Source organism: Lysinibacillus sp. F12 (assembly GCF_057773605.1).
The window spans coordinates 569432-590843 of record NZ_JBYMLP010000003.1 but is presented as its reverse complement, the minus strand read 5'-3'; the positions used below and the strand labels follow the sequence as shown (position 1 = coordinate 590843).

The 21412-nt window shown below is 37.1% G+C and carries 17 protein-coding genes; 9 read left to right on the top strand and 8 right to left on the bottom strand.

From position 1 onward, the window contains the following. Window positions 1-529: 529 nt before the first annotated feature. On the bottom strand, window positions 530-1975 hold the full coding sequence (gene pdxR, locus AC3CH7_RS16905) for a MocR-like pyridoxine biosynthesis transcription factor PdxR (protein ID WP_197148614.1): 1446 nt from the start codon (window positions 1973-1975) through the stop codon (window positions 530-532). A 350-nt stretch (window positions 1976-2325) separates the two neighbouring features. On the opposite strand from pdxR, the gene qoxA reads away from it, so the two are divergent. From qoxA to qoxD, 4 genes are all read left to right on the top strand, one after another. Further along, window positions 2326-3204 (top strand): cytochrome aa3 quinol oxidase subunit II, encoded by an 879-nt coding sequence (qoxA, locus tag AC3CH7_RS16900; protein ID WP_036161687.1) that lies wholly within the window; start codon window positions 2326-2328, stop codon window positions 3202-3204. Window positions 3205-3272: 68 nt separating this feature from the next. Beyond that, on the top strand, window positions 3273-5222 hold the full coding sequence (gene qoxB / locus AC3CH7_RS16895; protein ID WP_422762326.1) for a cytochrome aa3 quinol oxidase subunit I: 1950 nt from the start codon (window positions 3273-3275) through the stop codon (window positions 5220-5222). Further along, window positions 5219-5815 (top strand): cytochrome aa3 quinol oxidase subunit III, encoded by a 597-nt coding sequence (qoxC, locus tag AC3CH7_RS16890; RefSeq protein WP_012294499.1) that lies wholly within the window; start codon window positions 5219-5221, stop codon window positions 5813-5815. Before qoxB ends, qoxC begins: the two co-directional genes overlap by 4 nt. A gap of 1 nt (window position 5816) precedes the next feature. After that, entirely contained in the window at window positions 5817-6101 is a 285-nt protein-coding gene (gene qoxD / locus AC3CH7_RS16885) for a cytochrome aa3 quinol oxidase subunit IV (RefSeq protein ID WP_031415917.1), read from the top strand. Window positions 6102-6266: 165 nt separating this feature from the next. Here the strand turns inward: qoxD and AC3CH7_RS16880 are convergent, their stop codons facing one another. Next, window positions 6267-6806: a helix-turn-helix domain-containing protein gene (locus AC3CH7_RS16880; protein WP_031415915.1), complete on the bottom strand. Its 540-nt coding sequence runs from the start codon at window positions 6804-6806 to the stop codon at window positions 6267-6269. 149 nt (window positions 6807-6955) lie between these two features. On the opposite strand from AC3CH7_RS16880, the gene AC3CH7_RS16875 reads away from it, so the two are divergent. Both AC3CH7_RS16875 and AC3CH7_RS16870 read left to right on the top strand, forming a co-directional pair. Beyond that, a complete protein-coding gene (locus AC3CH7_RS16875) occupies window positions 6956-8164 on the top strand; it encodes an MFS transporter (protein ID WP_031415913.1) in 1209 nt (402 codons plus the stop codon). Window positions 8165-8321: 157 nt separating this feature from the next. After that, window positions 8322-9176: a PhzF family phenazine biosynthesis protein gene (locus tag AC3CH7_RS16870; protein ID WP_036216252.1), complete on the top strand. Its 855-nt coding sequence runs from the start codon at window positions 8322-8324 to the stop codon at window positions 9174-9176. Between the two features lie 147 nt (window positions 9177-9323). On the opposite strand, the gene AC3CH7_RS16865 is transcribed toward AC3CH7_RS16870, so the two are convergent. The 4 genes from AC3CH7_RS16865 to AC3CH7_RS16850 all read right to left on the bottom strand — a co-directional run bounded on the left by AC3CH7_RS16865 (window position 9324) and on the right by AC3CH7_RS16850 (window position 12831). Next, entirely contained in the window at window positions 9324-10658 is a 1335-nt protein-coding gene (locus AC3CH7_RS16865) for a sensor histidine kinase (RefSeq protein WP_488381658.1), read from the bottom strand. Continuing rightward, window positions 10655-11293: a response regulator transcription factor gene (locus AC3CH7_RS16860; protein ID WP_012294492.1), complete on the bottom strand. Its 639-nt coding sequence runs from the start codon at window positions 11291-11293 to the stop codon at window positions 10655-10657. Before AC3CH7_RS16860 ends, AC3CH7_RS16865 begins: the two co-directional genes overlap by 4 nt. 12 nt (window positions 11294-11305) lie before the next feature. Further along, on the bottom strand, window positions 11306-11806 hold the full coding sequence (locus tag AC3CH7_RS16855; RefSeq protein WP_488381657.1) for a glycoside hydrolase family 73 protein: 501 nt from the start codon (window positions 11804-11806) through the stop codon (window positions 11306-11308). Between the two features lie 143 nt (window positions 11807-11949). Next, the gene (locus tag AC3CH7_RS16850) at window positions 11950-12831 is read right to left on the bottom strand and encodes a GNAT family N-acetyltransferase (protein ID WP_488381656.1); all 882 of its coding nucleotides are present in this window, start codon (window positions 12829-12831) and stop codon (window positions 11950-11952) included. Window positions 12832-13317: 486 nt separating this feature from the next. On the opposite strand from AC3CH7_RS16850, the gene AC3CH7_RS16845 reads away from it, so the two are divergent. From AC3CH7_RS16845 to AC3CH7_RS16835, 3 genes are read left to right on the top strand one after another with little or no spacing between them, the layout of a single operon-like run. Next, a complete protein-coding gene (locus AC3CH7_RS16845; protein ID WP_488381655.1) occupies window positions 13318-14838 on the top strand; it encodes a spore germination protein in 1521 nt (506 codons plus the stop codon). A 16-nt stretch (window positions 14839-14854) separates the two neighbouring features. Next, window positions 14855-15976 (top strand): GerAB/ArcD/ProY family transporter, encoded by a 1122-nt coding sequence (locus AC3CH7_RS16840; RefSeq protein WP_447402291.1) that lies wholly within the window; start codon window positions 14855-14857, stop codon window positions 15974-15976. Then, window positions 15963-17087: a Ger(x)C family spore germination protein gene (locus AC3CH7_RS16835; RefSeq protein WP_447402290.1), complete on the top strand. Its 1125-nt coding sequence runs from the start codon at window positions 15963-15965 to the stop codon at window positions 17085-17087. The genes AC3CH7_RS16840 and AC3CH7_RS16835 overlap by 14 nt, the downstream gene beginning before the upstream one ends. 1 nt (window position 17088) lies before the next feature. On the opposite strand, the gene AC3CH7_RS16830 is transcribed toward AC3CH7_RS16835, so the two are convergent. After that, window positions 17089-18042: a nucleoside hydrolase gene (locus AC3CH7_RS16830; RefSeq protein ID WP_447402289.1), complete on the bottom strand. Its 954-nt coding sequence runs from the start codon at window positions 18040-18042 to the stop codon at window positions 17089-17091. 150 nt (window positions 18043-18192) lie between these two features. Continuing rightward, window positions 18193-21363, bottom strand: coding sequence for an ATP-binding cassette domain-containing protein (locus tag AC3CH7_RS16825; RefSeq protein WP_488381654.1), 3171 nt, complete (start codon window positions 21361-21363; stop codon window positions 18193-18195). Between the last annotated feature and the right edge of the window lie 49 nt (window positions 21364-21412).

Here is a 21412-nt window from a genome sequence, read left to right as displayed (position 1 = left end):
ATGGTATTGCGGAGCTAGGTGGCTAAGTGATGTTTTTAACTAGATTTAATTGAATATATAAGGGGTGCCTATATCCCTTCTATATTCTCGTGGGCATAAAAATATAATAAGTAGTGACTGCCTTGATTTTTTTCATCAGCAGCTAAAGCTAAAAATGAGACTGTTCGAACAGGTAAAGCTTTCAGACAACATTAACGATAGGTGTTGTGAATGTTATAACCTCTTTATTAAAAGTGGCTTTCTAGCATTTTTCCCTAAACCTTTGTGAAGCGCAAAACCTACTAGCATTAGTGATCTACCTCATCCCTAATGTCCTCGGCATTACAGTCAAGGTTCCTCTATCACCTTCCCTATTTACAGATTTCATTACTTGTGCGAATAATTGTGAATCGTTCCACACGTCCATGATTGTTGATAGCTTTGATGGATGTTGGTTATCCATGTTTCTATCATAAATACTTTCCCTACTTTTTTAACCATCCACATCATTGTTAATTTAACCATCCACTTGTCTATAATTAACAAAAATTCATCTTTTTCCATTTAGACAATGCAGTGCTTCTGCAAACCTTTTGATTCCTTCGTCTATTGACTCGGTATCTTCTCTGGCGTACGTAAAACGGACAAATCCCTTTTGTGATCCCATAGTAGAGCCAGGCACATAGATGACCCCACGTTGAATGGATTCTTCTAGTAATTGTGTTTCATTATAATCTTCTACCATTACTTGGCACCAAATATGAATGCCACCCTGTGGCGCGTAAAATGTCACCTCATCCTTTAAGTACGTATGGAGACTTTGGACAATAGTATCTCGGCGTCTTTCCAATTCCTTCACTAAATGCTCGATATGCAGGTTAAAATTGGAGGACTGTAAAAAATCATTCGCTATCCATTGTGTGAAGCTGGAATGGCCAAAGTCAATTTGTTGCTTGGCATCGGATAGTCTTTCAATAACGGATGTAGGACCAATAATCCAGCCGATTCGTAAACCTGAAGCTACGATTTTGGACAAGGAGCTAATGTATAATACATTTCCGTTTGTATCTAATGATTTTAAAGTTGGTCTTTTCTCACCTGAAAAGGCCGTTAAGCTATAGGGATCGTCTTCTACTACCGGAATCCCGAGCTTGGACGATATGTCTAGAATAGCCTCTCGTTTCTTTATATTTAACGAAGATCCAGTTGGATTATGAAAATCTGGGTTTAAAAATATCATTTTAATTCGATGTTTTTTATAAAGGGCTTGCAAATCATCGGGATTAATGCCATCCTTATGAACAGGAAGATAATGGATTTTTAATCCAGCCGATTTAAAAATTGGTAAATTAAAGTTATACGAAGGATCTTCAATCGCGACAGCATCTCCAGGCTTTAACAAGCATTGGACAATCAAATGTAATGCTTGTTGAGCTCCAGACGTAATGAGGATGGAAGAAGGATTTGTATCAATTCCTCTGCTAGTTTTTATATGGTTTGCTAGGGTCGTTCGTAAAATCTCACTTCCTTGAGGATGATCATATCCTAGACTACCAATGAAAGAGCGTGTTGCCGTAATCTCTCTTAATGCGCTTTTAGGAAAAAGATCCTCCGATAATTCTCCGGTTGCTAAATTGATGAGTTTATGATCCACTGCCTCTTTTCTTATTTTTTGCGTAACTGGTAGATTCGGTAAAAAGGAGCCTGCCTCAATATATCGATTCCAGCTCGGAATTCGCTTTCGTGTGATTCCCCAAATATCTTTGCTAATGGTCGTACCGCTTCCTCTATTGCGTTCAATGAGTCCCATTGCTTCTAATTCGTCATAGGCACTAACAACTGTACTTCTGTTTACTTGTAAAGTATTCGCTAAATATCGCTCTGATGGTAATGGTTTATCGGGCGGAAATGTTCCATCAGCAATCCCTTTTTCCATATATTCTGCGAGTTGTTTATAGATAGCTTTTTTTGCATGTCGATCTGGTTTCCAATTCATAGTTTTTCACCTCTATATTGCCTCTTATTTCTAGCTTTGTCTGAAAAGCTAAAAAGTCAATCATAATAGAATGTTAATGATTAATGACCATCCACTTCCTTATTACTTTCACCATCCACTTTTAATTATAACCCGTAGAATTCTACGAGAACCCTTACCTGACGCTTATTCCTCTCGATAATATTATACTAAAATTATTTTTGTTGTTTTAGAACGTTCTGTGTAATCTTGCAAAACACCTTGTCTTTCAAAATATGGACCACTATCATAAAAATCAATTGTGAATCAAAATCCATACAAGCCTATAGTAACCGATAGCACTTCAAAGAATCAGTTAAAGGGGTTTGTTTATGAAAAAAAGTTGGCTCAGATTAATTGGTCTTTTCACTATTGTCACTATGTTAACGGGCTGTGACCCGCTTTTAGTATTAGACCCAAAAGGTCCTCAAGCTCAAGTACAAGCCAAAGATATTATGCTTTCGATAGGGATTATGTCCTTTATCGTGCTAGTCGTTTTTGTGATTTTAGCTTATATGTTAATGAAATTTCGCGCTTCCAAGCAAAGTCCCGACTATAAGCCTCCCCATATTAAGGGAAGTACAATGGTTGAAATAATTTGTGTAGGTATCCCTGTGTTAATTGTTGCGTACATGTCTATTATTTCAGTTCAAAGTAATTACAAGGTGGAGTCTACGCCGGAAAAATACAAAGATGAAAAGCCTTTAGTCATTTATGCTGCAACATCTAACTGGAAATGGCATTTTAGTTATCCAGAAGAAGATATTGAAACCGTAAATTATTTGTATATTCCTGCAGAGCGTCCAATCGAATTTAAGCTTTATTCGTATGGACCGATTACTAGCTTCTGGATTCCACAACTTGGGGGTCAAAAATATGCGATGGCCGATATGGTGAATACCTTGCATTTGGCTGCGGATATGCCCGGAGAGTTTATGGGAAGAAATGCAAACTTTAATGGAAAAGGATTTGCGGAAAATACGTTTAATGTTACAGCGGTGACTCATGATGAATTTGATGAATGGGTCAAGGAAGTAAAGGAAACAGCAGATTTATTAACGGAGGAAAAGTTTAATACGTTACTACAACCAGGTCATGTGGGACAAGCCACATTCAATGGAACGCATTTAACGTTTCTACCAGCGCCTGAGGGTGAAAATGGCGGACATCAGCATGGCTCTTCCCACGTAAAAGATCATGCCACTCCATAAATTAATCATGAATTTCTCAAACGAAACTAGTTTACGATAAGGTTTATGTCGAAAGGAGACCTAGTCAGATGGATTACTTTGAACGTTTTGCTATACCCCATCCAAGCCCAGCTATTTATGCATCTATGGTCGCTATTGGTCTAACGGTTATAGCGATTATTGTAGGATTAACTTATTTTAAAAAGTGGAGTTATCTTTGGCGGGAATGGTTAACAACAGTGGATCATAAACGCATTGGTATTATGTATTTAATTTCAGCCATTCTTATGCTATTCCGTGGTGGTGCGGATGCTATTATGATGCGAGCGCAAATGGCAGTACCTGATAATAAATTACTAGATGCCCAGCATTATAATGAAATATTTACAACACACGGAACAGTCATGATTATCTTTATGGCGATGCCGTTTATTATGGCCTTTATGAATTACATTGTGCCGCTTCAAATCGGCGCAAGAGACGTGGCCTTCCCACGTTTGAATGCATTAAGCTTTTGGCTATTTTTCATGGGAGCTATGCTATTAAATATTTCCTTTGTTATTGGGGGTTCACCTGATGCTGGCTGGACGAATTATTTCCCTCTTGCTAATAATGAATTTAGTCAATCTGTAGGGGTCAACTATTACTTGTTTGCTCTACAAATTTCAGGGTTAGGTACATTAATTACTGGTATTAATATGATTGTTACCATTCTCAAAATGCGTGCTCCAGGAATGACATTAATGAAAATGCCTATGTTTACGTGGTCTTCATTAGTCGCAAACGTTATTATTGTTTTTGCCTTTCCTGTATTAACGGTAGCACTTGTCATGGGAACATTCGACCGCCTATTTGCTACGAATTTCTTCACAACATCCAATGGTGGTATGGATATGCTATGGGCGAATTTCTTTTGGGTCTGGGGACATCCTGAGGTTTATATTCTCATATTACCTGCCTTTGGGCTTTACAGTGAAATTATTTCGACCTTCTCGGGACGCAATCTCTATGGCTATAAATCGATGGTCGGCTCCATGGTGATTATCTCCTTCCTATCGTTTTTAGTATGGACCCATCATTTCTTTACAATGGGGCAAGGTGCTTTAACAAATAGTATTTTTTCAATAACAACGATGGCGATTGCTGTGCCCACTGGGGTGAAGATTTTTAACTGGTTATTCACCCTGTGGAAAGGAAAAATTGTCTTTACAACGCCGATGCTGTATGCCATGTTGTTTATCCCTACTTTTACAATTGGTGGCGTAACAGGGGTAATGCTAGGTATGTCAGCAGCAGATTACCAGTACCATAATACGATGTTTTTAGTAGCTCACTTTCACATGGTCATTATTCCTGGTGTTGTATTTGCCATGCTAGCAGGATTACATTACTATTGGCCAAAAATGTTTGGCTTTATGTTAAATGAAAAAATCGGCAAAGTGACGGCTTGGATTATTGCACTTAGCACCCTACTTGCCTTTATGCCGATGTTCTTCTCTGGCTTAGATGGACAAGCACGCCGCATGTATACTTACTCAGCTTCCACAGGTTTTGGTATGTGGAATATGGTTTCCTTTGTCGGCGCTATTGGTCTTACGATTGGCTTTATGTTAATTGTATACAACGTTTATTACAGCATTCGTTATGCACCAAGAAACATTGGCTCAGACCCATGGGACGCACGTACATTAGAATGGGCTACACCAAATCCAGTGCCGTACTATAATTTTGCAAAAGTACCGCATGTCATTTCAACTGAGGCATTATGGGATGCAAAATATCGCCAGCATGATTTGTTCCCAGAAAAATACGAAAACATTCATATGCCAAATAACAGTGGGATACCATTCATTCTAGGCTGTATATTCTTTGCTTGGGGCTTCTCATTTGTATTTGGTATGTGGATTCCAACTATTGTTACAACTATCGGTATTTTTATTTGCATGGCTCATCGTTCATTGGAAAAAGACACTGGACACTATGTACCTGTCGAAAAAGTGAAAGAAACGGAATCAAAATTGCGAGGTAGTCAATCATGAAAATCGATCAATCACTCCCTTTAGAATATAGTACACAGCAAAATCAATTGAATATACTAGGCTTTTGGGTTTTTATCGGCGCTGAAATCATGCTCTTTGGAACGCTGTTCGCAGCATATTTTGTGTTAGTGGATCGCACCGGAACTGGCCCTACTGGAGCAGATATTTTTGAAATTACACCTGTTTTATTTGAAACATTTATTCTTCTCACTAGTAGCTTTACGATTGGTCTAGGCATACACGCTATGCGCAAAGGCTATATGAAAGCGATGATTACGTTCTATGTGTTGACGCTATTGCTAGGCGTAGCATTTATTGGATTTGAGGTTTATGAGTTTATTCATTATGTGCATGTTGGTGCAGGCTTACAAACGAGCGCCTTTACAGCTACCCTTTTGACAACATTAGGGACACATGGTGCCCATGTCACATTTGGTGTGTTTTGGGGGATGTTTATTGTCTACCAATTAATTACGCGTGGATTAACGCCTGAAACAGCCAATAAATCTTTCATCTTCTCCTTATACTGGCACTTTTTAGATGTGGTTTGGATTTTTATCTTCAGCTTCATTTACTTGAAAGGAATGGTGTGAAATGAGTGATTTATTCCCACTAAAACAGGTGATGGGATTTGCCTTGTCGATAATCCTTACCATCATTGCAGCGTGTGTCTATTTTTTTCAAATAGCAATGCCTATTACGATGACAATACTTTTAGTCACAGCATTTATTCAGGCAGGCTTACAGTTAGTTGTCTTTATGCATGCTGGTGAAACGAATGATAAACCCGCCATCTATACCAATATTTATTATGGGTTAGTCATAGCGCTCGTTACCATTTTTGGAACATTACTATGTATGATTTGGGGTTATATTTAATAATACAACGGTGAAAAATCGTCCTTACTTGAACTTAGTAAGGACGATTTTTACGTGAAAATACCGATGTTTGTTTTGAATGAGAGCAAATCTTTCTTTAAAAGATTCAATCTATTTTACTTTGTAACCCTTACCATTCATCCGTGCCTAATTTTTAGGGGACAATCACGGAGTTGTATACGTTAATGACAGCATTAAATGTATTTTTTCATCTGAGTGATTAATATACGTGTGAAGTTCTTCACCCTTGAACTTAATGACATCCCATTGGTTTAACAGATGGGTTTTCTCTCCGACCTTCAGCTCCAATTGCCCATTCAACACAAGCACAACTTCCTCAGAGCCTGCTAAGTGACACTCACTATATTCACTATTAGGATCAAGACGACCTCTATACCATTCAGTTCCATTTGTTTTGAATAAAGGCTCGACAAACCAGTCGTTATTGTGACCTGCAAATTGATATTCCGATCCAAAACGATGAACCTCTACATTTTCTTCAAAGGATAATAAAGAAATTAATGGAATATGAAGCCCTCTACATATTTTCCAAAGGATATTAACAGTTGGATTTGTTTCCCCCCGTTCAATTTTCCCTAATGTTAGCTTACTGACATTACTAACACTCGCGAGCTCTTCGAGACTCATCCTTTTATTTTTTCGAATCTCTCTTAAGTTCATACCTACTTGACTAGATAAATCCATATGCTCCTCCTGCAATAGATGGCACCCTTTCCATTGACTTTGTACCAATAGTATACTATATTATACAAGTCGGTTAATCATAGTTTATTTTTTAAACAAAAAGTTAACTATAGTATATCAAATAATAACTAAAAGAGGTGTTTTCAGTGATGGCGAAATCAAAAAACTTCCCGATTATTTGGAGCGTTTTTTCTTTGTTTATACTTTCCATGAATCTACGAGCTTCGATAACATCTATCTCGCCAGTATTGAAAAATATTCAAGTAGACTTGCAGATGACAAGTGTTGTAGTAAGTTTATTAACGGCACTACCCGTATTTTGTATGGGGATTTTTGCGCCATTGGCTGGCAAGCTAAGTGAACGATGGGGTATTGAGTGGACGATTGGTGGATCCGTTTTATTAATCGGTATATCAACTGCTTTACGGTTAGTGGCAACTTTCCCCTTCCTTTTATTATTAACTGCTATTCTTAGTGGGATAGGGATTGCCATAACAGGTCCACTGATTTCAGGCTATATCAAAAAGGAATTTCCTAAATATTCTTCTACTATGATTGGTGTATATTCTGCGGGTATGGGAATTGGAGCCTCTTTAAGTGCTGGTTTAGTTGTTCCTGCTATGCATGCATTTCATCAATCTTGGAACGCAGCTTTAGCGATATGGTCGGTATTCGCTCTTATAGGTATCATTGTTTGGATTCCTATCATTAAAAAATCAAAGCCATCTCAAGAGTCATTTGAGAAAACTGCAAATCAAAAAAGTCGGTTACCTTGGGGAAACCGATATGTTTGGCTCCTTATGATTATGTTCGGTTTCCAATCAGGTGTTTATTATTCCCTCGCGACATGGCTCGCTCCAAAAGTACAGGATATGGGATATAGTGACGCCTACGCTGCAACGACCGTCACTATTTTTTCTGTCATGCAGATGGTTTGCAGCTTTATCATTCCCATCTTAATAAATAATAGTTCCAAGAGAAAGCCTTGGATGCTACTTTGTGCTTCAAGCTCCTTTATCGGCATTTTCATGTTAATTATGGGTGGAATCTCCCCTATTTTCTGTGCGACATTAACAGGGATTGGTGCTGGTGGTTTATTCCCATTAGCAATGATTTTACCTTTAGATGCAACGACTACACCAAAAGAGGCAAGTGAATGGACAGCAATGATTCAATTCGGTGGCTATATCATTAGTGGTATCATACCAATGCTTGTTGGGATTATCAAAGATATGACAAATACATTTGACGTTGCCCTTTTCACCTTATTAATTATTATCATCGTTATCATGGGGCTGACGTTAAAGGTTAAAACAAAGAAGGAATCAGCTACTATTCGCGTTCTTCCTAGTAGATGAAGGACGGCACCGCGTTTTTGACTGTAGGTAAACTATTTTGGAGAGTTCAGATACTAAAATAGTTCGCCTCTTGTTTTATTGTATATTTATACAACAACGTTTTTACGTAGTTTTTTCTATGCTACAATTCACTATAAATGAGGAAGGAAGATGTCTAATGAACGTAACCGTTTATGTTGCAAGTGCATTTAGCAAGGATCATCAAGGCGGAAATAAAGCAGGAGTAGTATTTGATGAGAATACATTGACCACTACTCAAAAAATGGAAATAGCCAAACAGCTGGGCTATGCGGAAACTGCATTTATATCAAAATCTGAAATGGCTGATTATAAATTTGAGTATTTTACACCAAAAGAAGAAGTTGATTTATGTGGTCATGCTACAATTGGCTCTTTCACGATACTGATGCATTTACACAAACTTTTCAGGGATTGCTATACAATTGAAACGAACAGCGGTGTTCTTACTATTACGATAAAAGATGACATCATTTTCATGGAACAAAACAAACCGATATTCTATGATGTTATATCTTCAAACGAATTCATCAACTGTTTTGATAGTAAAGCTATAGACAATAAATACCCCATTCAAATTGTCTCGACAGGCTTAAAAGATATTTTAATTCCTATAACCAATGAAACACAATTACATGCACTGCAACCTAATTTTGAAAAAATTAAAGAAATGAGCCAGTATTATAATGTTGTTGGGATGCATCTATATACTTTTAATGACAATCGTATTATATGCAGAAATTTTGCTCCCCTATACGACATCAATGAAGAAGCAGCAACTGGAACTTCTAATGGTGCATTAGCTTGCTACCTTTATGAACAGCATCACCTGCAAAAAGAAGTCTATGTATTTGAACAAGGCTATTCTTTACACTCGCCTTCTGAAATTTTAGTTAAATTAGCAACCAATAGCAAGAATGAAATAGAAAAAGTTTATGTTGGCGGCAAAGGGTATTACTGTGAAACTAAGTCTTTAAATATAGAAAAAGGTTAAGAATATCATTTCTCAACCTTAGACTGTAGATTTTCTACGTTTTAATTCCAAACATAGTATTAATTGAACAAGATGTTTGTCTTCTGTCTGAACACGGTTTAGGAATATGCCTAAACCGTGTTTTCATATATTCACTACCTATGATTATTACTTGCTTGTAAAATCTATAGTAAACGTTATTTTTCCATTTGATAGTGTGGACTCCGTTACAAAGTCTAACTGTTCGGCAAGACTTTTCACTGTAGCGAGACCAAGCCCTGTTCCAGAGAAATGTTTATTTCGAGAGCTTTCCCCTACATAAAATGGTTGCCATATTTTAGAAATATCCTGAAGCGTTGTATGATTACTTACTTTCAATATACCCGAATGAAAGGTAATCATTATTTCATTGCCCGAGGTGTATTTTAGTGCATTGCTAACCAAATTTTCTACAATATAATAGACTTTTTCCTGCTCACTATTCAGCATAAAGGTAGTTACGTCAGATTGAAGAACTATCTGCTTATCCCCCTTCAAAGGCTGATAGCTTTGGATGATTTCTTGTAGTAGCTGGAAAAAGTCAAAATGTGATACATACATAGCATTTTCTTCTGTTCGAGCATAATAAAGCATATCTGTAATGATTTTCTCCATACGATCCACTTGCTGATGAATAACAGTTAAATAGGTGCCATCATCCAACCCATCTTCAATCCCACTTGAGTAAACATTAATGAGGGCGAGAGGCGTTTTCAACTCATGTGTTAAGCCCATCATAAATTGCTTTAAATCTAGATTTCGTTGGGTTAATAATTGCTGTGCTGATTCAAGGGTTAAACTCATTTTATTAATACTTTTTGCTAATTCTTCGATTTCATCACCCGTTTGAATGGTCGTCTGTTGAAAATTCAGTTCCCCAATTTCTTTTGCTACTTGTTGCAATTCATTTAATGGATTGGTTATTTTTCGAGATAGGAGCCCCGTAACTATAATAATGATTAAAATGCTTACTATTAGAAAGGCTAAATTAAAACGATTAATAAAAGAGGCTATATCTGTAAAACGTGCCATAGTGGCTCCAATCATCACAAGCTGATCCTCTTCTTTCGCATAATGCACAATAAAGCTAGACTTTTGTTTCCCCTGATCATAGAGCTTTCCTACAACTTTATCTTCCGAGATAGTTTGAAGTACTTCCTCGGAAACCCAAAATTTATTTAGAGCTATATGCTTTCTCGCCAGTTGAAGTCTTAAATTTTCATTCAGATCATTGAGGGAATCCTCCAATGGAACTGCTATAATCGTGACATCAAATTGACGCTCCACCAACTCTACATCCTCTAAAACTTGATAAGTCTCAAAGGCTTCTGATACTTTTTTATTCAGCTGATAAAGATAAAATTTAGGGAGAAAAAACTGGCTTACACCAAGGGATATAGAAAATGTAAGTATGACTACTAAAGTAATATAAATGGTTAATTTTGTGCCGATTTTCTGTTTCATTCGCTTGTACTATACCCAATACCTCTATGTGTTTGGATAATGTTCTCCCCTATTTTTTCTCGCAATCGTCGTATATGTGTGTCCACTGTTCGAGCATCTCCCATATAGTCCAATCCCCACACTAAATCCAGGAGCTGATCTCTCGTCAAGATTTGTCTCCGATTTTGGCTAAAAATTCGTAACAGCTCAAATTCCGTTTTCGTTAACTCTATTTCTATCCCTGCTCGCCAAACACGTTTACTTGTCACATCGAAGGACACATTCTGTAGCTGTTGTATAGCTTCGATTTGCAGTAATTTTTTCGCCCTCATAATGAGTACTTTGGGATAAAAGGGTTTATTGACATAATCGTCGGCCCCCTCTGCCAACGCCTGAAATTCATCCTCACCAGTGTCCCTTGCTGTTAGCAGTAAGACCTTTATCTTTTGTGTTTGTTTCATTTCACGACAGACCATCAACCCATCTTTTTTAGGCATCATCCAATCTAAAATGGCCAAATCAATTTTTTCTTGATAAAAAATGGCAAGTGCTTCCTCTCCATTTGTTGCGGTAAAGACCGTGAACCCCTCTCTTTGAAAATAGTTTTGTAAAATCTTTAACATAGCTAATTCATCATCTGCAATGAGTATATTCATTTTATGAAACTCCTAATGATCATATTTATATAAAGGATCCGTCGAATAATTGCTTTTTTTCAAGGCATAGGCAGCTTCTTGATAGGTTGACGCTGCCAAAACCTCTTCGTATTGATGTGCATTCCAACTGGTACCCTCTAATAATAGCTGACGATGGTCCTTTAATGCACTATTCCAATCGGGGTAAGCTCGAAATTCTGCTTCCGTTGTATAGCTTTTATTATGTTCATATTCAACTGTCGGCATTTTAACGGATTTACCATGATACCTGCCCTTCATCCCAAACAAGTTATTTGCGTTAACAGCTAATTCACTTTTACCATAATTCGATTCCAATATAGCCTGTGCAATAATTATGCTTGGCAATATTTCTTGACCTTGCTGATTTAATGTCACCGCTATTGGTGCGATTTCATCAATAAATGCTACTTCGTCGTTATGACCCTGTCCAAATAGCTTGGCCATGTATAGGGCTAAAATAACTGTAAGTAATAGCATGCTGATTTTTTTCATTGTGTTTTACCTCATTTCCATTAAGCTGATGGTTGTATCGTAAAACAGCAATGTTACAGTTATTTGACAAAACATGAAAAGTGGCAAAAAAAGCCCGCACTTTTTAAAGTACGAGCTTGTGTATAGAGTCCATCCTATTGCAATTAACAATGCGATGTGAAAGGGAACATAAAATTCCCTTGCACAATCGCTTTTTTCGAAAGCACGAATAAAGCGTCGTCATCATTTGGCAGGATGGTTGCATTCATGCCTTCCATCATAAACTCTGGTGTAAAATGAAACACTACTTTTTTGGTTGTTTTCTTGACAATACTTGCTAGCAAATCCTCTACATTGATAGCATGCAAAGAGATGATATCATAAATATTTAGTACCCCTTCTTCTTCCTCCATTAATACTATTGTTTCTGATTCTTCTAAATAGTAAATAGCATGCGGGAAAACTAACGTAAAATAAAACATTAATAAGCTTTCATTTTGCTCCACAGCAATCACACTTGAATGGGTATAACGATTTTTCGCATAAGCTTCAAGAAGGGCTAGATTTTGATCAATGGTCAGCAGTTGGACGCTAGTCTGCTTTCGTTGTATAGGTCTTGTAGTAAGGTCTAAGCTGAATTCACTTTCATGGATACGCGTAAAGCCAAACTTTGGATAAAAATCGAGTACTGTTTCATTGGCAAAGAGATACATGAAATCACAGGCTTCTTCGTACTCCTTCATGATATGTAGCATCAATTGCTTTGCCAAACCTTGATGACGATGATGTTCATCGGTCATCACCGTCCCAATCTGAATCCCCTTTAATTGCTCGCCATTTATGCAAATCGACATTTTGTATACAGAAGCATTGGCGATCACTTTTCCTTCATGTATAAATGAATAAGGAATATATTGGTCATTCCAATACCCTCTGTTATACCAGCCTCGAAAATCCAAACCAAATGTTTTTATGGCTAAATCATTAAAACTATCCTTTAATCGATCATCATGACGATAATCACACACCAATTCGTACTTCTTCATGTTTTTCCCTCCGATTATATATAGGAATACATCTTTATTAGTGGAATCCTCACCTCCTAAAAACAGAAAAAGACCCTATGAGAAAACCTCATAAAGTCCTTTGTTGATACACAGAAAACAATGCTCACCACTTTAGTGGCTACTAAAGTATCTGTTTATTTGAATCAGACAAGATTATGCTTCTCTTCGTTATCGCAAAAGGGCCATACTAAATAAATCTATAATTTTCTAACATTATAGAATAGCCCTTCTATTAAATTCATAGGAATTTAAATCGCGATAATAAGTTTTAGCATAAATGTCTAATTTCCCTTCTGTTTTTAAGAATACTCTAATCTTACCACTTTCTGCTAAATGCTGTCTAGATGAATTCCCTGATGTATCGACCATGTTAGTTAGACTGAAAAAGAATAGTATAAGTATAGAATATCCTGCAAATGTTCAATCTATAAAGAAGTTAACCATGAAGGGAGCCTACAATTCAGCATGAAATTTAAACTAGCTTTCAACAAAAAACAACTACCATCCGTTGAACAGCCACCAAAAGAAAATCTTGTAAGGGTCGCCCCGACAACTGATCATTTTATTCAGTCGATTCAAAATGCAACGAATAACCCAGCTGATTTAATAATGAAGGCCATCCCACATAATATTACGCTTATTTATATAGATAATTTAGTCGATAATCAGACATTGAACAATGACATTATTGCAAATTTGCTCAATAATCCTCAAGAAACACTAGAAGGCATTGAGGTAAGTCTTTCTATCCCCGAAATTGTAAAATCCAATCTACTACAGGAAACAGTAGAATCGATGGTCAATGGATCTGTCGTTATTCATATAGACGGCTGCTCCCAAGTTCTTATTGGCAATATCGCTACGCGAGAATCCCGATCATTATCGGCACCAGAAAATGAATCACAGGTCATTGGAACACAGGTTGGGTTTAATGAAAGCTTAACTACAAATATTTCTTTAATCCGTCGCTACATAGTAAGTCCTAACCTTTGTAATGAAAAACTGAAAATCGGCACGCGTACCAATACCTCTGTCTCACTGCTATATATGAGTGGCATTGCTAATGTGCAAATGGTCCATACAATGCGCCAACGAATAACGGATTTATATGTCGATGAGCTACTTGATAGTGCCGTTTTGGCAGAAATGATTGATGATAATTCATTGTCAGTATTCCCTCAAATGCTGCTAACGGAAAGGCCAGATAGATTTTGTGATGCGTTATTAGATGGAAAAATAGGTGTTTTAGTTGATGGTAGCTCGATGGCTATTATTTGCCCGCAAGCCTTTACGGAATTTTTTCAAAGCCAGGAAGATCAAAACTTAAGATGGCAAATTGCTACCTTTCTTCGTTTATTACGAATATCTGCTTTCTTTTTATCCGTCTATTTAACACCCTTTTACGTGGCCGCTTTAACCTTTCATTACGAGGTCATTCCACAAGCCTTTTTAGTGCCATTAAGTGAGTCCAGAGCCTTAGTTCCTTTCCCACCTATATTCGAAGCGTTATTATTAGAGTTTATTATTGAATTACTACGAGAAGCTGGGGCAAGACTACCAACAAAAATTGGACAAACCATCGGTATCGTTGGCGGTATCGTAATAGGTACCGCAGCCGTACAGGCAGGTATTACGAGTAATATTTTATTGATTATCATTGCTTTAAGTGCACTCGCTTCCTTCACTTCTCCGAGTTATATGATGGGCAACGTGATTCGTTTGATTCGTTTCCCCATCATTATCCTTGCAGGCTTTTGGGGTTTTTATGGCATTATGCTAGCTTTTTGTTTTATTCTTATTCATCTTTTACGTCAATCAAGTTTGGGTGCTCCGTATTTGTCTCCTTTCTATCCACCAAGGTTGAAAGAAATGCGGGATAGTATTATCAGAATGCCTATTCCTTATACAGCGAAAAGACCTGCGTTAACAAGACCAAAAGATACCAATAAATTCGAGCCTGAGCCAATAAAACCGGAAAAAAGTTGAACTGAAGGTGAAAGAAATGAACAATCCTATACAACTTAACCCAAAAGAGATGATTAACGCTTATTTGCTCTTTTTTGTCGTGCACAGCGCTCAAATTGGGGTCGGTATACAGGGATTTCAACGCATTATCTATCAAGATGCAAGGCAGGATGCATGGATTTCAGTTCTGATAGCAGGCATTGCCACCCATATAGTCACATTTTGCATGATTAAAACATTAGACATATACGGCTCCCATGATTTATATGGCATCCAACAAGATATTTTTGGAAAATGGATGGGCAATTTTTTAAATGCGTTGTATGTTACTTATTGCTCTGTCGCCTTTTTTTCTGTTTTGCGAAATTATATTGAAGTGATTCACGCATGGATTTTCCCTAGTATTGGGACATGGTTTCTGTCCGCTACGTTATTAGTCATTATTATTTATGCCTTTACAGGTGGGCTTCGAGTAATAGTCGGTGTATCCTTTTTCAGTATCATACTTTCCTTATGGATACTACCCGTGCTAGCCTTTCCAATAAAGTATGCCTCAGCGGAAAGTTTATTTCCTATTTTAGAAAACGACATTCGCTCCATTTTAAAGGGTGCCCATTCCATGACCTTTACCATTATCGGCTTCGAAATCTTAAATGTTATTTATCCCTTTGTAAAAGACAAAAAAAATATTCGCAAGCCCGTTCATTTAGGATTATTGTTTACGACATTGATTTATCTAGTAGTCATGATGGTGTCCATTGCTTATTACAGTGAGGGAAAATTACTAAAAACCATCTGGGCAACATTGACATTGTTTAGCTTTATCAGCTTCCCTTTTATAGAACGTTTTGAATTTATAGCCGTTTGTTTTTGGATGCTCATTATTATACCGAATTTATGTCTGTATTTATGGGCCGCATATCGCGGAGCCATTCGATTAGTCAAAATACGCGCCACGACATTTGTTTGGCTTTTTTCCTTCATCGTTTTCATTTTCACAATGATCATTCAAACCCGTACAGAAATCAATACGATTAACACCGTATTTGGCAATATAGCATTTTATGTTATTTTTATTTACCCTATTTTATTATGGATCTTGGCTATATTAAAAAAGAAGGTTTCATCAAAGAAGGTGACCAAAAATGAACAAGCTTAGATGCTCTTTTATTATGCTGCTCTCATTGGTTTTTTTATATGGATGTGCTCAAACCAATGTTTTAGATAAAGTAGGATTAACCACATTAGTTGGCTACGATGTAGGGACAGAAAGCAAAATGGCTGCGACAGCTGTTATTCGTGAAGTCAATCCAGAGTTCCAAAGTAAAGTGGAAATTTTGACAACAGAAAATGACACAAGTAAAGGGAATCGAATGGAAGCGAACAGAAAGCTTTCAAAAAAAATAATGGTTGGTCAAATGAGGGTTATTTTGTTTGGTGAAGAATTGGCGAAAGAAGATTTACGTTATTATATTGATACTAGTCTAGAAAACGCCAGCGTCAGCAACGGTATTTATATGGCCGTAGTGGAAGGTAAAGCAGCCCCATTTTTGAAATACGAATACCAAAATATTGAGGATATTGGTCAGCATGTTTTCAGATTAATCGAGCAAAATGTGAAACAGGAATATATGATTTCGGCGACTCTTCATCAGATTGCTCATGATTATTATTCCATTGGACAGGATTTAGCTATGCCTACCATCAGAAGAGATGGTGAATTTGTGGAGCTAAGTGGTGTAGCTCTCTTTAAAGGTGGCAAAATGGTTAGTACACTTCCTGCAAAGGATAGCTTTTATGTAAAAATTGTCAGAGATACGTTTAAAGTAGGTTTATATGAAACCATTTTGGAGCAAGAAGATATTCCTCCTAAATTACTCCATAAACCTGCGGATAAAATAACGGTCGCTTTCGACGCCATCCACTCGACAAGAGAGATGAAATTACTGGATGCAAAAACACCTGCGTTTGATTTAAACATTAAAATCAAATCAAGGGTATTAGAAGTATTTCCAGATATTAATCAGGGTGACCGAGACAGCGTGATTGCCCTTGAAAAAGCCATTGAAAAAAAATTGTCGAAGGAAATAGCAAGAGTCATTGCTCATAGTCAGAAAGTGGAATCCGATATTTTTGGCTTCGGGGAGAAATATAGAAGCGTTGTGAGATATTCCCATTTAACAAAGGACAAATGGCATGAAATGTATAAGGATATGAAAGTAAATGTAAATGTTGACTTTGTGGTCTTAAGAGACGGTGTTTTTGAATAATTTATTGCCAATCATGGCCGGTCATAATAGATATAAAGTGATGGAAGAATATATCATAGTGGATATCAAATGCAATGCGATGTCTTTTTTTACCACTATTTATATTTTCAAACGGTCGTGTTTCGGCAATGCTCTGCCCTCTAGCAGGTCCATCTAATTTATCAACAACCATCACAGGATATGACTCATAGATGAACATCTCAGGATAAATTGCTGCCATTAGCGTTAAAGCATCATGGACGGGGCTACCTAGTAGTGATGGGTCCCGTTCTTGATAAAATTTTGTATAGTATTCCATCAATGGTTTAAGGATTTTCGTCTTTCCAAATGAGTCTATATAATTAACCATTCCTGGTGTAACAATTGCCTTCTGTGTAGCATTCAATGGAATAATTGTGACATTTTTTGCATAGGTGAGCACAATATTAACCGCAAATGGATCCCCGTGAAAGTTTGCTTCCGCTACGGTCGTAACATTGCCCGGCACCCAAAACGCCCCACCCATAATATAAATTTCCTTCACATGTTGCATGAGCTGATTATAAAGAATAAACATGGTCGCTAAGGATGTAAGACGCCCAATATTGACAATGATTAGTTCATCATTCTTGTGTTTCTCGATAATATTAACAATTTCCAAAAAGTTTTCGATTTTTATGTCATGATCTTCGTTCGGGATAATCGGACCAAGTCCATGTTCTCCATGTATTTCTGGATAATACGTTGGCTGTTCGCCGGTTAGTGGGATCTCTGCACCTAAAATAACGGGAATTCCCTCGGGAAAATCAAATAATTTCATAACATAATAAATATTAGCTACCGCATCCTTTCTTGATACATTGCCATAATCGGCAATTAACCCGACAATTTCGATTTCTTTGTGTAATCTTGCATAAATCAATGCTATCGTATCGTCGATGCCAATGTCACCGAATAACAATACTTTTTTCTTCAAACAAAGGCCTCCCTTGTACTGCCGATTTACCTATCCTTATAGTACGGTTCATACAACCAAGACGCCACTGATTGTTTACTTTTTTGGAAAAATTAGTGATACATAAAAAAACCCACTTGCAATTGGCAAATGGGCTTCGAACGTAGGATTTTAACGGTTCTGTTCAAGGTACTGATAAACCGCCATCATCTCTTGTTTATTTAACTCTCTAATACGATTGAAAATAGGAATTTTCCCCACTACCCCCAACTGGTTTCCTTCCTTTACAACATCACTGACCGTACCCGTTAGCCATGTATGCACGTCAATACCTTCGATAATTGCCTTTTGGCCCTCATCATTAATACCGGTTGCACCACAGCTGACGCATGGAACCGTTAATTTATAGACACCGTCATGTAGCCCTTCTTCCGTCAGAACCTTTTTCCCCTTACAGAATGGACATGGATGACTCCCTTTAACTTTATTGATTTGCGTCACAATTTTTTTGTAGCCTAAAGCTTCATAAACATACGTTAATTTTTTATATTGACCATTTGTAAAATATTGATCAATAATTGTGTCTCTCGTTTCATAAATAGAAGCGAAATCACAAATTGTAACCTCGTTTTTACGGCTGATGGAAGCAATATTATCTTTAATTTTATCCCAGAATGGCAATGTATTTTGTAGAACAATTTCATAGCCCACAAAGCTGGCAAGCTCTATTTCCAGCATTTTCAGTGCTACTTGCATTTCCCTTGGCAATAAAGAGACATCCTGTATGAGTGACATATCACTGCCTACAATCGCTTTGATTTTTTCAAGTGGTGGTAAATTGCCTACTATTTTGATGACCTCATCAATCGGTTGATGGATGATTTCTCGAATATCTATGTCACCAAAACGTAATTTCTTTTGGTGATTAAGAACCGAACCATGACAAATTGGGCAAGGGACCATCTTTCTTGTTTCCTTCATCTGCTCTTTGATAATGGATTTAGAAATGACGATATAACGGCCTATAATAAAATTGAAGCCTTCCCATTTTTTCGAGGATTTTGTTGCTTTATCATAAAATGACTTGTCCCAATAACCATATAAAAATGTATGCTTTTCTTCTTCTGTCATATCAGTATAGCTTTTACTAATATCTTGCCCCAGTTCATTTTGTATCTCTTCAAAAAGGAACGCCAATTTTGAATGCTGATAGTATTTTAGAACCTCCATCACATCTGGATGCAATAAGCCGTCCCAGAATGGCACTGTTTTATCTTGGATGACTACATCAAAATCGAATTCTTCTATTTGTAATCGACCTGAACAGCTCGGACAATGGTTTTCTTGGCTAAAGAAATCAAAGCTTCTTGTATCCTTATTGGTCGGATGGGCCGCGACAATATGATTGATAAGACCAGCTATTTCATATAAAAAGCTATATTGGCTGTATAAATGCCTCTCAAGATCAATCGCAATGACAGGGGCTATCTTATTCGATTCATATTCACCGTAAATGAGGCGGGCCATGGATGATAGGCTTTTTAAAATGCCACCTTTGTATATATTTTCTGCATTTTTAAAATAGCTAATAGGATGGTCTTGTAAATAATGAATACCCTTTTTCGATGCAAAAGTAGATGTGATTTGTAGGTCAGAGGTGCTTTTCGTAAGGTGCGATTGTTTAAAATATGCTTCATGCTCCACTACATCAAGATGTGTCACTGGCCCCTGCTGTCTTTTACCAAAGTCAACGATATAATCAGAGCTTTCAAGCATATAGGCATTATGCTCAATCATAACAATGGAAATCGAATCATCTTTCAGAATATCCCTCACACTATCAATAAATTGGTTTAATATATTTTGGGATAATCCTTTGGAAGGCTCGTCAAAAATAAACAGTGTGTGAGGATTTCGAGAATTGGCAAACAGCTCTGACACTAAATGCACACATTGAAATTCACCCGTGGATAGTGTTTGTGTTTTTCTTTCCAGCGTTAAATAGCCTAGGCCAAGTTTGATGAGCAAGCTTAACCGTTTATGAGCAATATCTTCCTTTGGGAGCTCCACGATAATATCTTCAATCGAGCGTTGAAAAATATCATCGATTTCCTCACTATATTTCGTTAACTTCTTTTTAATATCGAGAAATGTCGCAACGGTGGATCGACTTGTAATCGATTGATTTCGATCTTGCCCTACCATCACTAATTTATCTTTTGGGTAACGTTTTACAAAATCCTTTGCGATACACTCATTCACCAATGTTGATTTTCCACAGCCCGACTCTCCTGTGAAGGTGACAAGCTGATTTTGTGGAATTTCTATTTCGTCCATTTGGATATTGCGGCAATATAGGTCACGGAATTGATAGAAGGTCTTAGGTCTTACCTGACTTCGTTCCCAGTAAATGGGCTGTGGTCGAGGGGATTCTTCCACGATTTTTCCTCCGTATTTTCCACTACCTGGTCCAAAGAATAGATGTTTATCTGCTGTATTTAAAACTGTATCCGAATGATCAATTAGCCAAATTTGATTTTTAGAGCCTAGTCGTTGAATTTGCTCTAAAATTTTCAGGAGTGTGTCATGATCTAGACCTACAGAGATTTCATCAACAATAATCACTGTATTCTCACTCGTTGCCATAAACTCAGCCAAATACAGTCTTGTTAATTCTCCCCCTGATAATGTCCCCATAATGCGGTTTAATGTTAAATAACCAATATTCATTTGAATAATATTTTGAAGAATATGTTGCTTCTCTTCACTAATCTTTAATTCCGTTGCTAAGGAATAGATCGTTTCCACACTTAATTGATGAATATCGGAAATACTATACAGTTCACCTCTTAATGGTAGCTGATGACGTTCTACCTCCTCACTGTAGCGCTTCCCCTGACATTTTTTACATTCAACATTTTTCGTCGTACCACGTCCTTTACATGTCGGACACCAGCCTAGCGCATTATTAAAGGAAAAAACTTCTGGAGATAATTGAAACTCTTCTGCTAAACGATCACGTATTTCCTTAAATACACCTGTATGCGTACCGATAGTTGAACGTGGATTTGTAGATATGGATGATTTCCCTAGAAAAAGAACTAATGGCATATCCTCCATTTTAATAGCACTAAAATTTGTTTCCATAATCGCAGGAAATAAATATTGATATTCAGCTTTAGGTAATAAAGAAACAAGACGCTTTTTGGACTCTTCCCCTATTGTTTGACAAAAGGTGGTTTTCCCTGACCCAGACAAGCCTGCAATGCCAAGGGATAAGTCTTCTGGTAAGTCGACATGTAAACGGTTAATATTATTAGCAATTAGTTGATTAATCTTCATTCTGTTTTCCTTCCGTGTTTACTATTTTCACAAGGATACTTTATTTACC

Excerpts from the sequence above, each read along its gene's own strand:
- pdxR (WP_197148614.1), bottom strand. The coding sequence starts at position 1,975 with ATGAATTGGAAACCAGATCGACATGCAAAAAAAGCTATCTATAAACAA.
- qoxA (WP_036161687.1), top strand. The coding sequence starts at position 2,326 with ATGAAAAAAAGTTGGCTCAGATTAATTGGTCTTTTCACTATTGTCACT.
- qoxB (WP_422762326.1), top strand. The coding sequence starts at position 3,273 with ATGGATTACTTTGAACGTTTTGCTATACCCCATCCAAGCCCAGCTATT.
- qoxC (WP_012294499.1), top strand. The coding sequence starts at position 5,219 with ATGAAAATCGATCAATCACTCCCTTTAGAATATAGTACACAGCAAAAT.
- qoxD (WP_031415917.1), top strand. The coding sequence starts at position 5,817 with ATGAGTGATTTATTCCCACTAAAACAGGTGATGGGATTTGCCTTGTCG.
- AC3CH7_RS16880 (WP_031415915.1), bottom strand. The coding sequence starts at position 6,806 with ATGGATTTATCTAGTCAAGTAGGTATGAACTTAAGAGAGATTCGAAAA.
- AC3CH7_RS16875 (WP_031415913.1), top strand. The coding sequence starts at position 6,956 with ATGGCGAAATCAAAAAACTTCCCGATTATTTGGAGCGTTTTTTCTTTG.
- AC3CH7_RS16870 (WP_036216252.1), top strand. The coding sequence starts at position 8,322 with ATGAACGTAACCGTTTATGTTGCAAGTGCATTTAGCAAGGATCATCAA.
- AC3CH7_RS16865 (WP_488381658.1), bottom strand. The coding sequence starts at position 10,658 with ATGAAACAGAAAATCGGCACAAAATTAACCATTTATATTACTTTAGTA.
- AC3CH7_RS16860 (WP_012294492.1), bottom strand. The coding sequence starts at position 11,293 with ATGAATATACTCATTGCAGATGATGAATTAGCTATGTTAAAGATTTTA.
- AC3CH7_RS16855 (WP_488381657.1), bottom strand. The coding sequence starts at position 11,806 with ATGAAAAAAATCAGCATGCTATTACTTACAGTTATTTTAGCCCTATAC.
- AC3CH7_RS16850 (WP_488381656.1), bottom strand. The coding sequence starts at position 12,831 with ATGAAGAAGTACGAATTGGTGTGTGATTATCGTCATGATGATCGATTA.
- AC3CH7_RS16845 (WP_488381655.1), top strand. The coding sequence starts at position 13,318 with ATGAAATTTAAACTAGCTTTCAACAAAAAACAACTACCATCCGTTGAA.
- AC3CH7_RS16840 (WP_447402291.1), top strand. The coding sequence starts at position 14,855 with ATGAACAATCCTATACAACTTAACCCAAAAGAGATGATTAACGCTTAT.
- AC3CH7_RS16835 (WP_447402290.1), top strand. The coding sequence starts at position 15,963 with ATGAACAAGCTTAGATGCTCTTTTATTATGCTGCTCTCATTGGTTTTT.
- AC3CH7_RS16825 (WP_488381654.1), bottom strand. The coding sequence starts at position 21,363 with ATGAAGATTAATCAACTAATTGCTAATAATATTAACCGTTTACATGTC.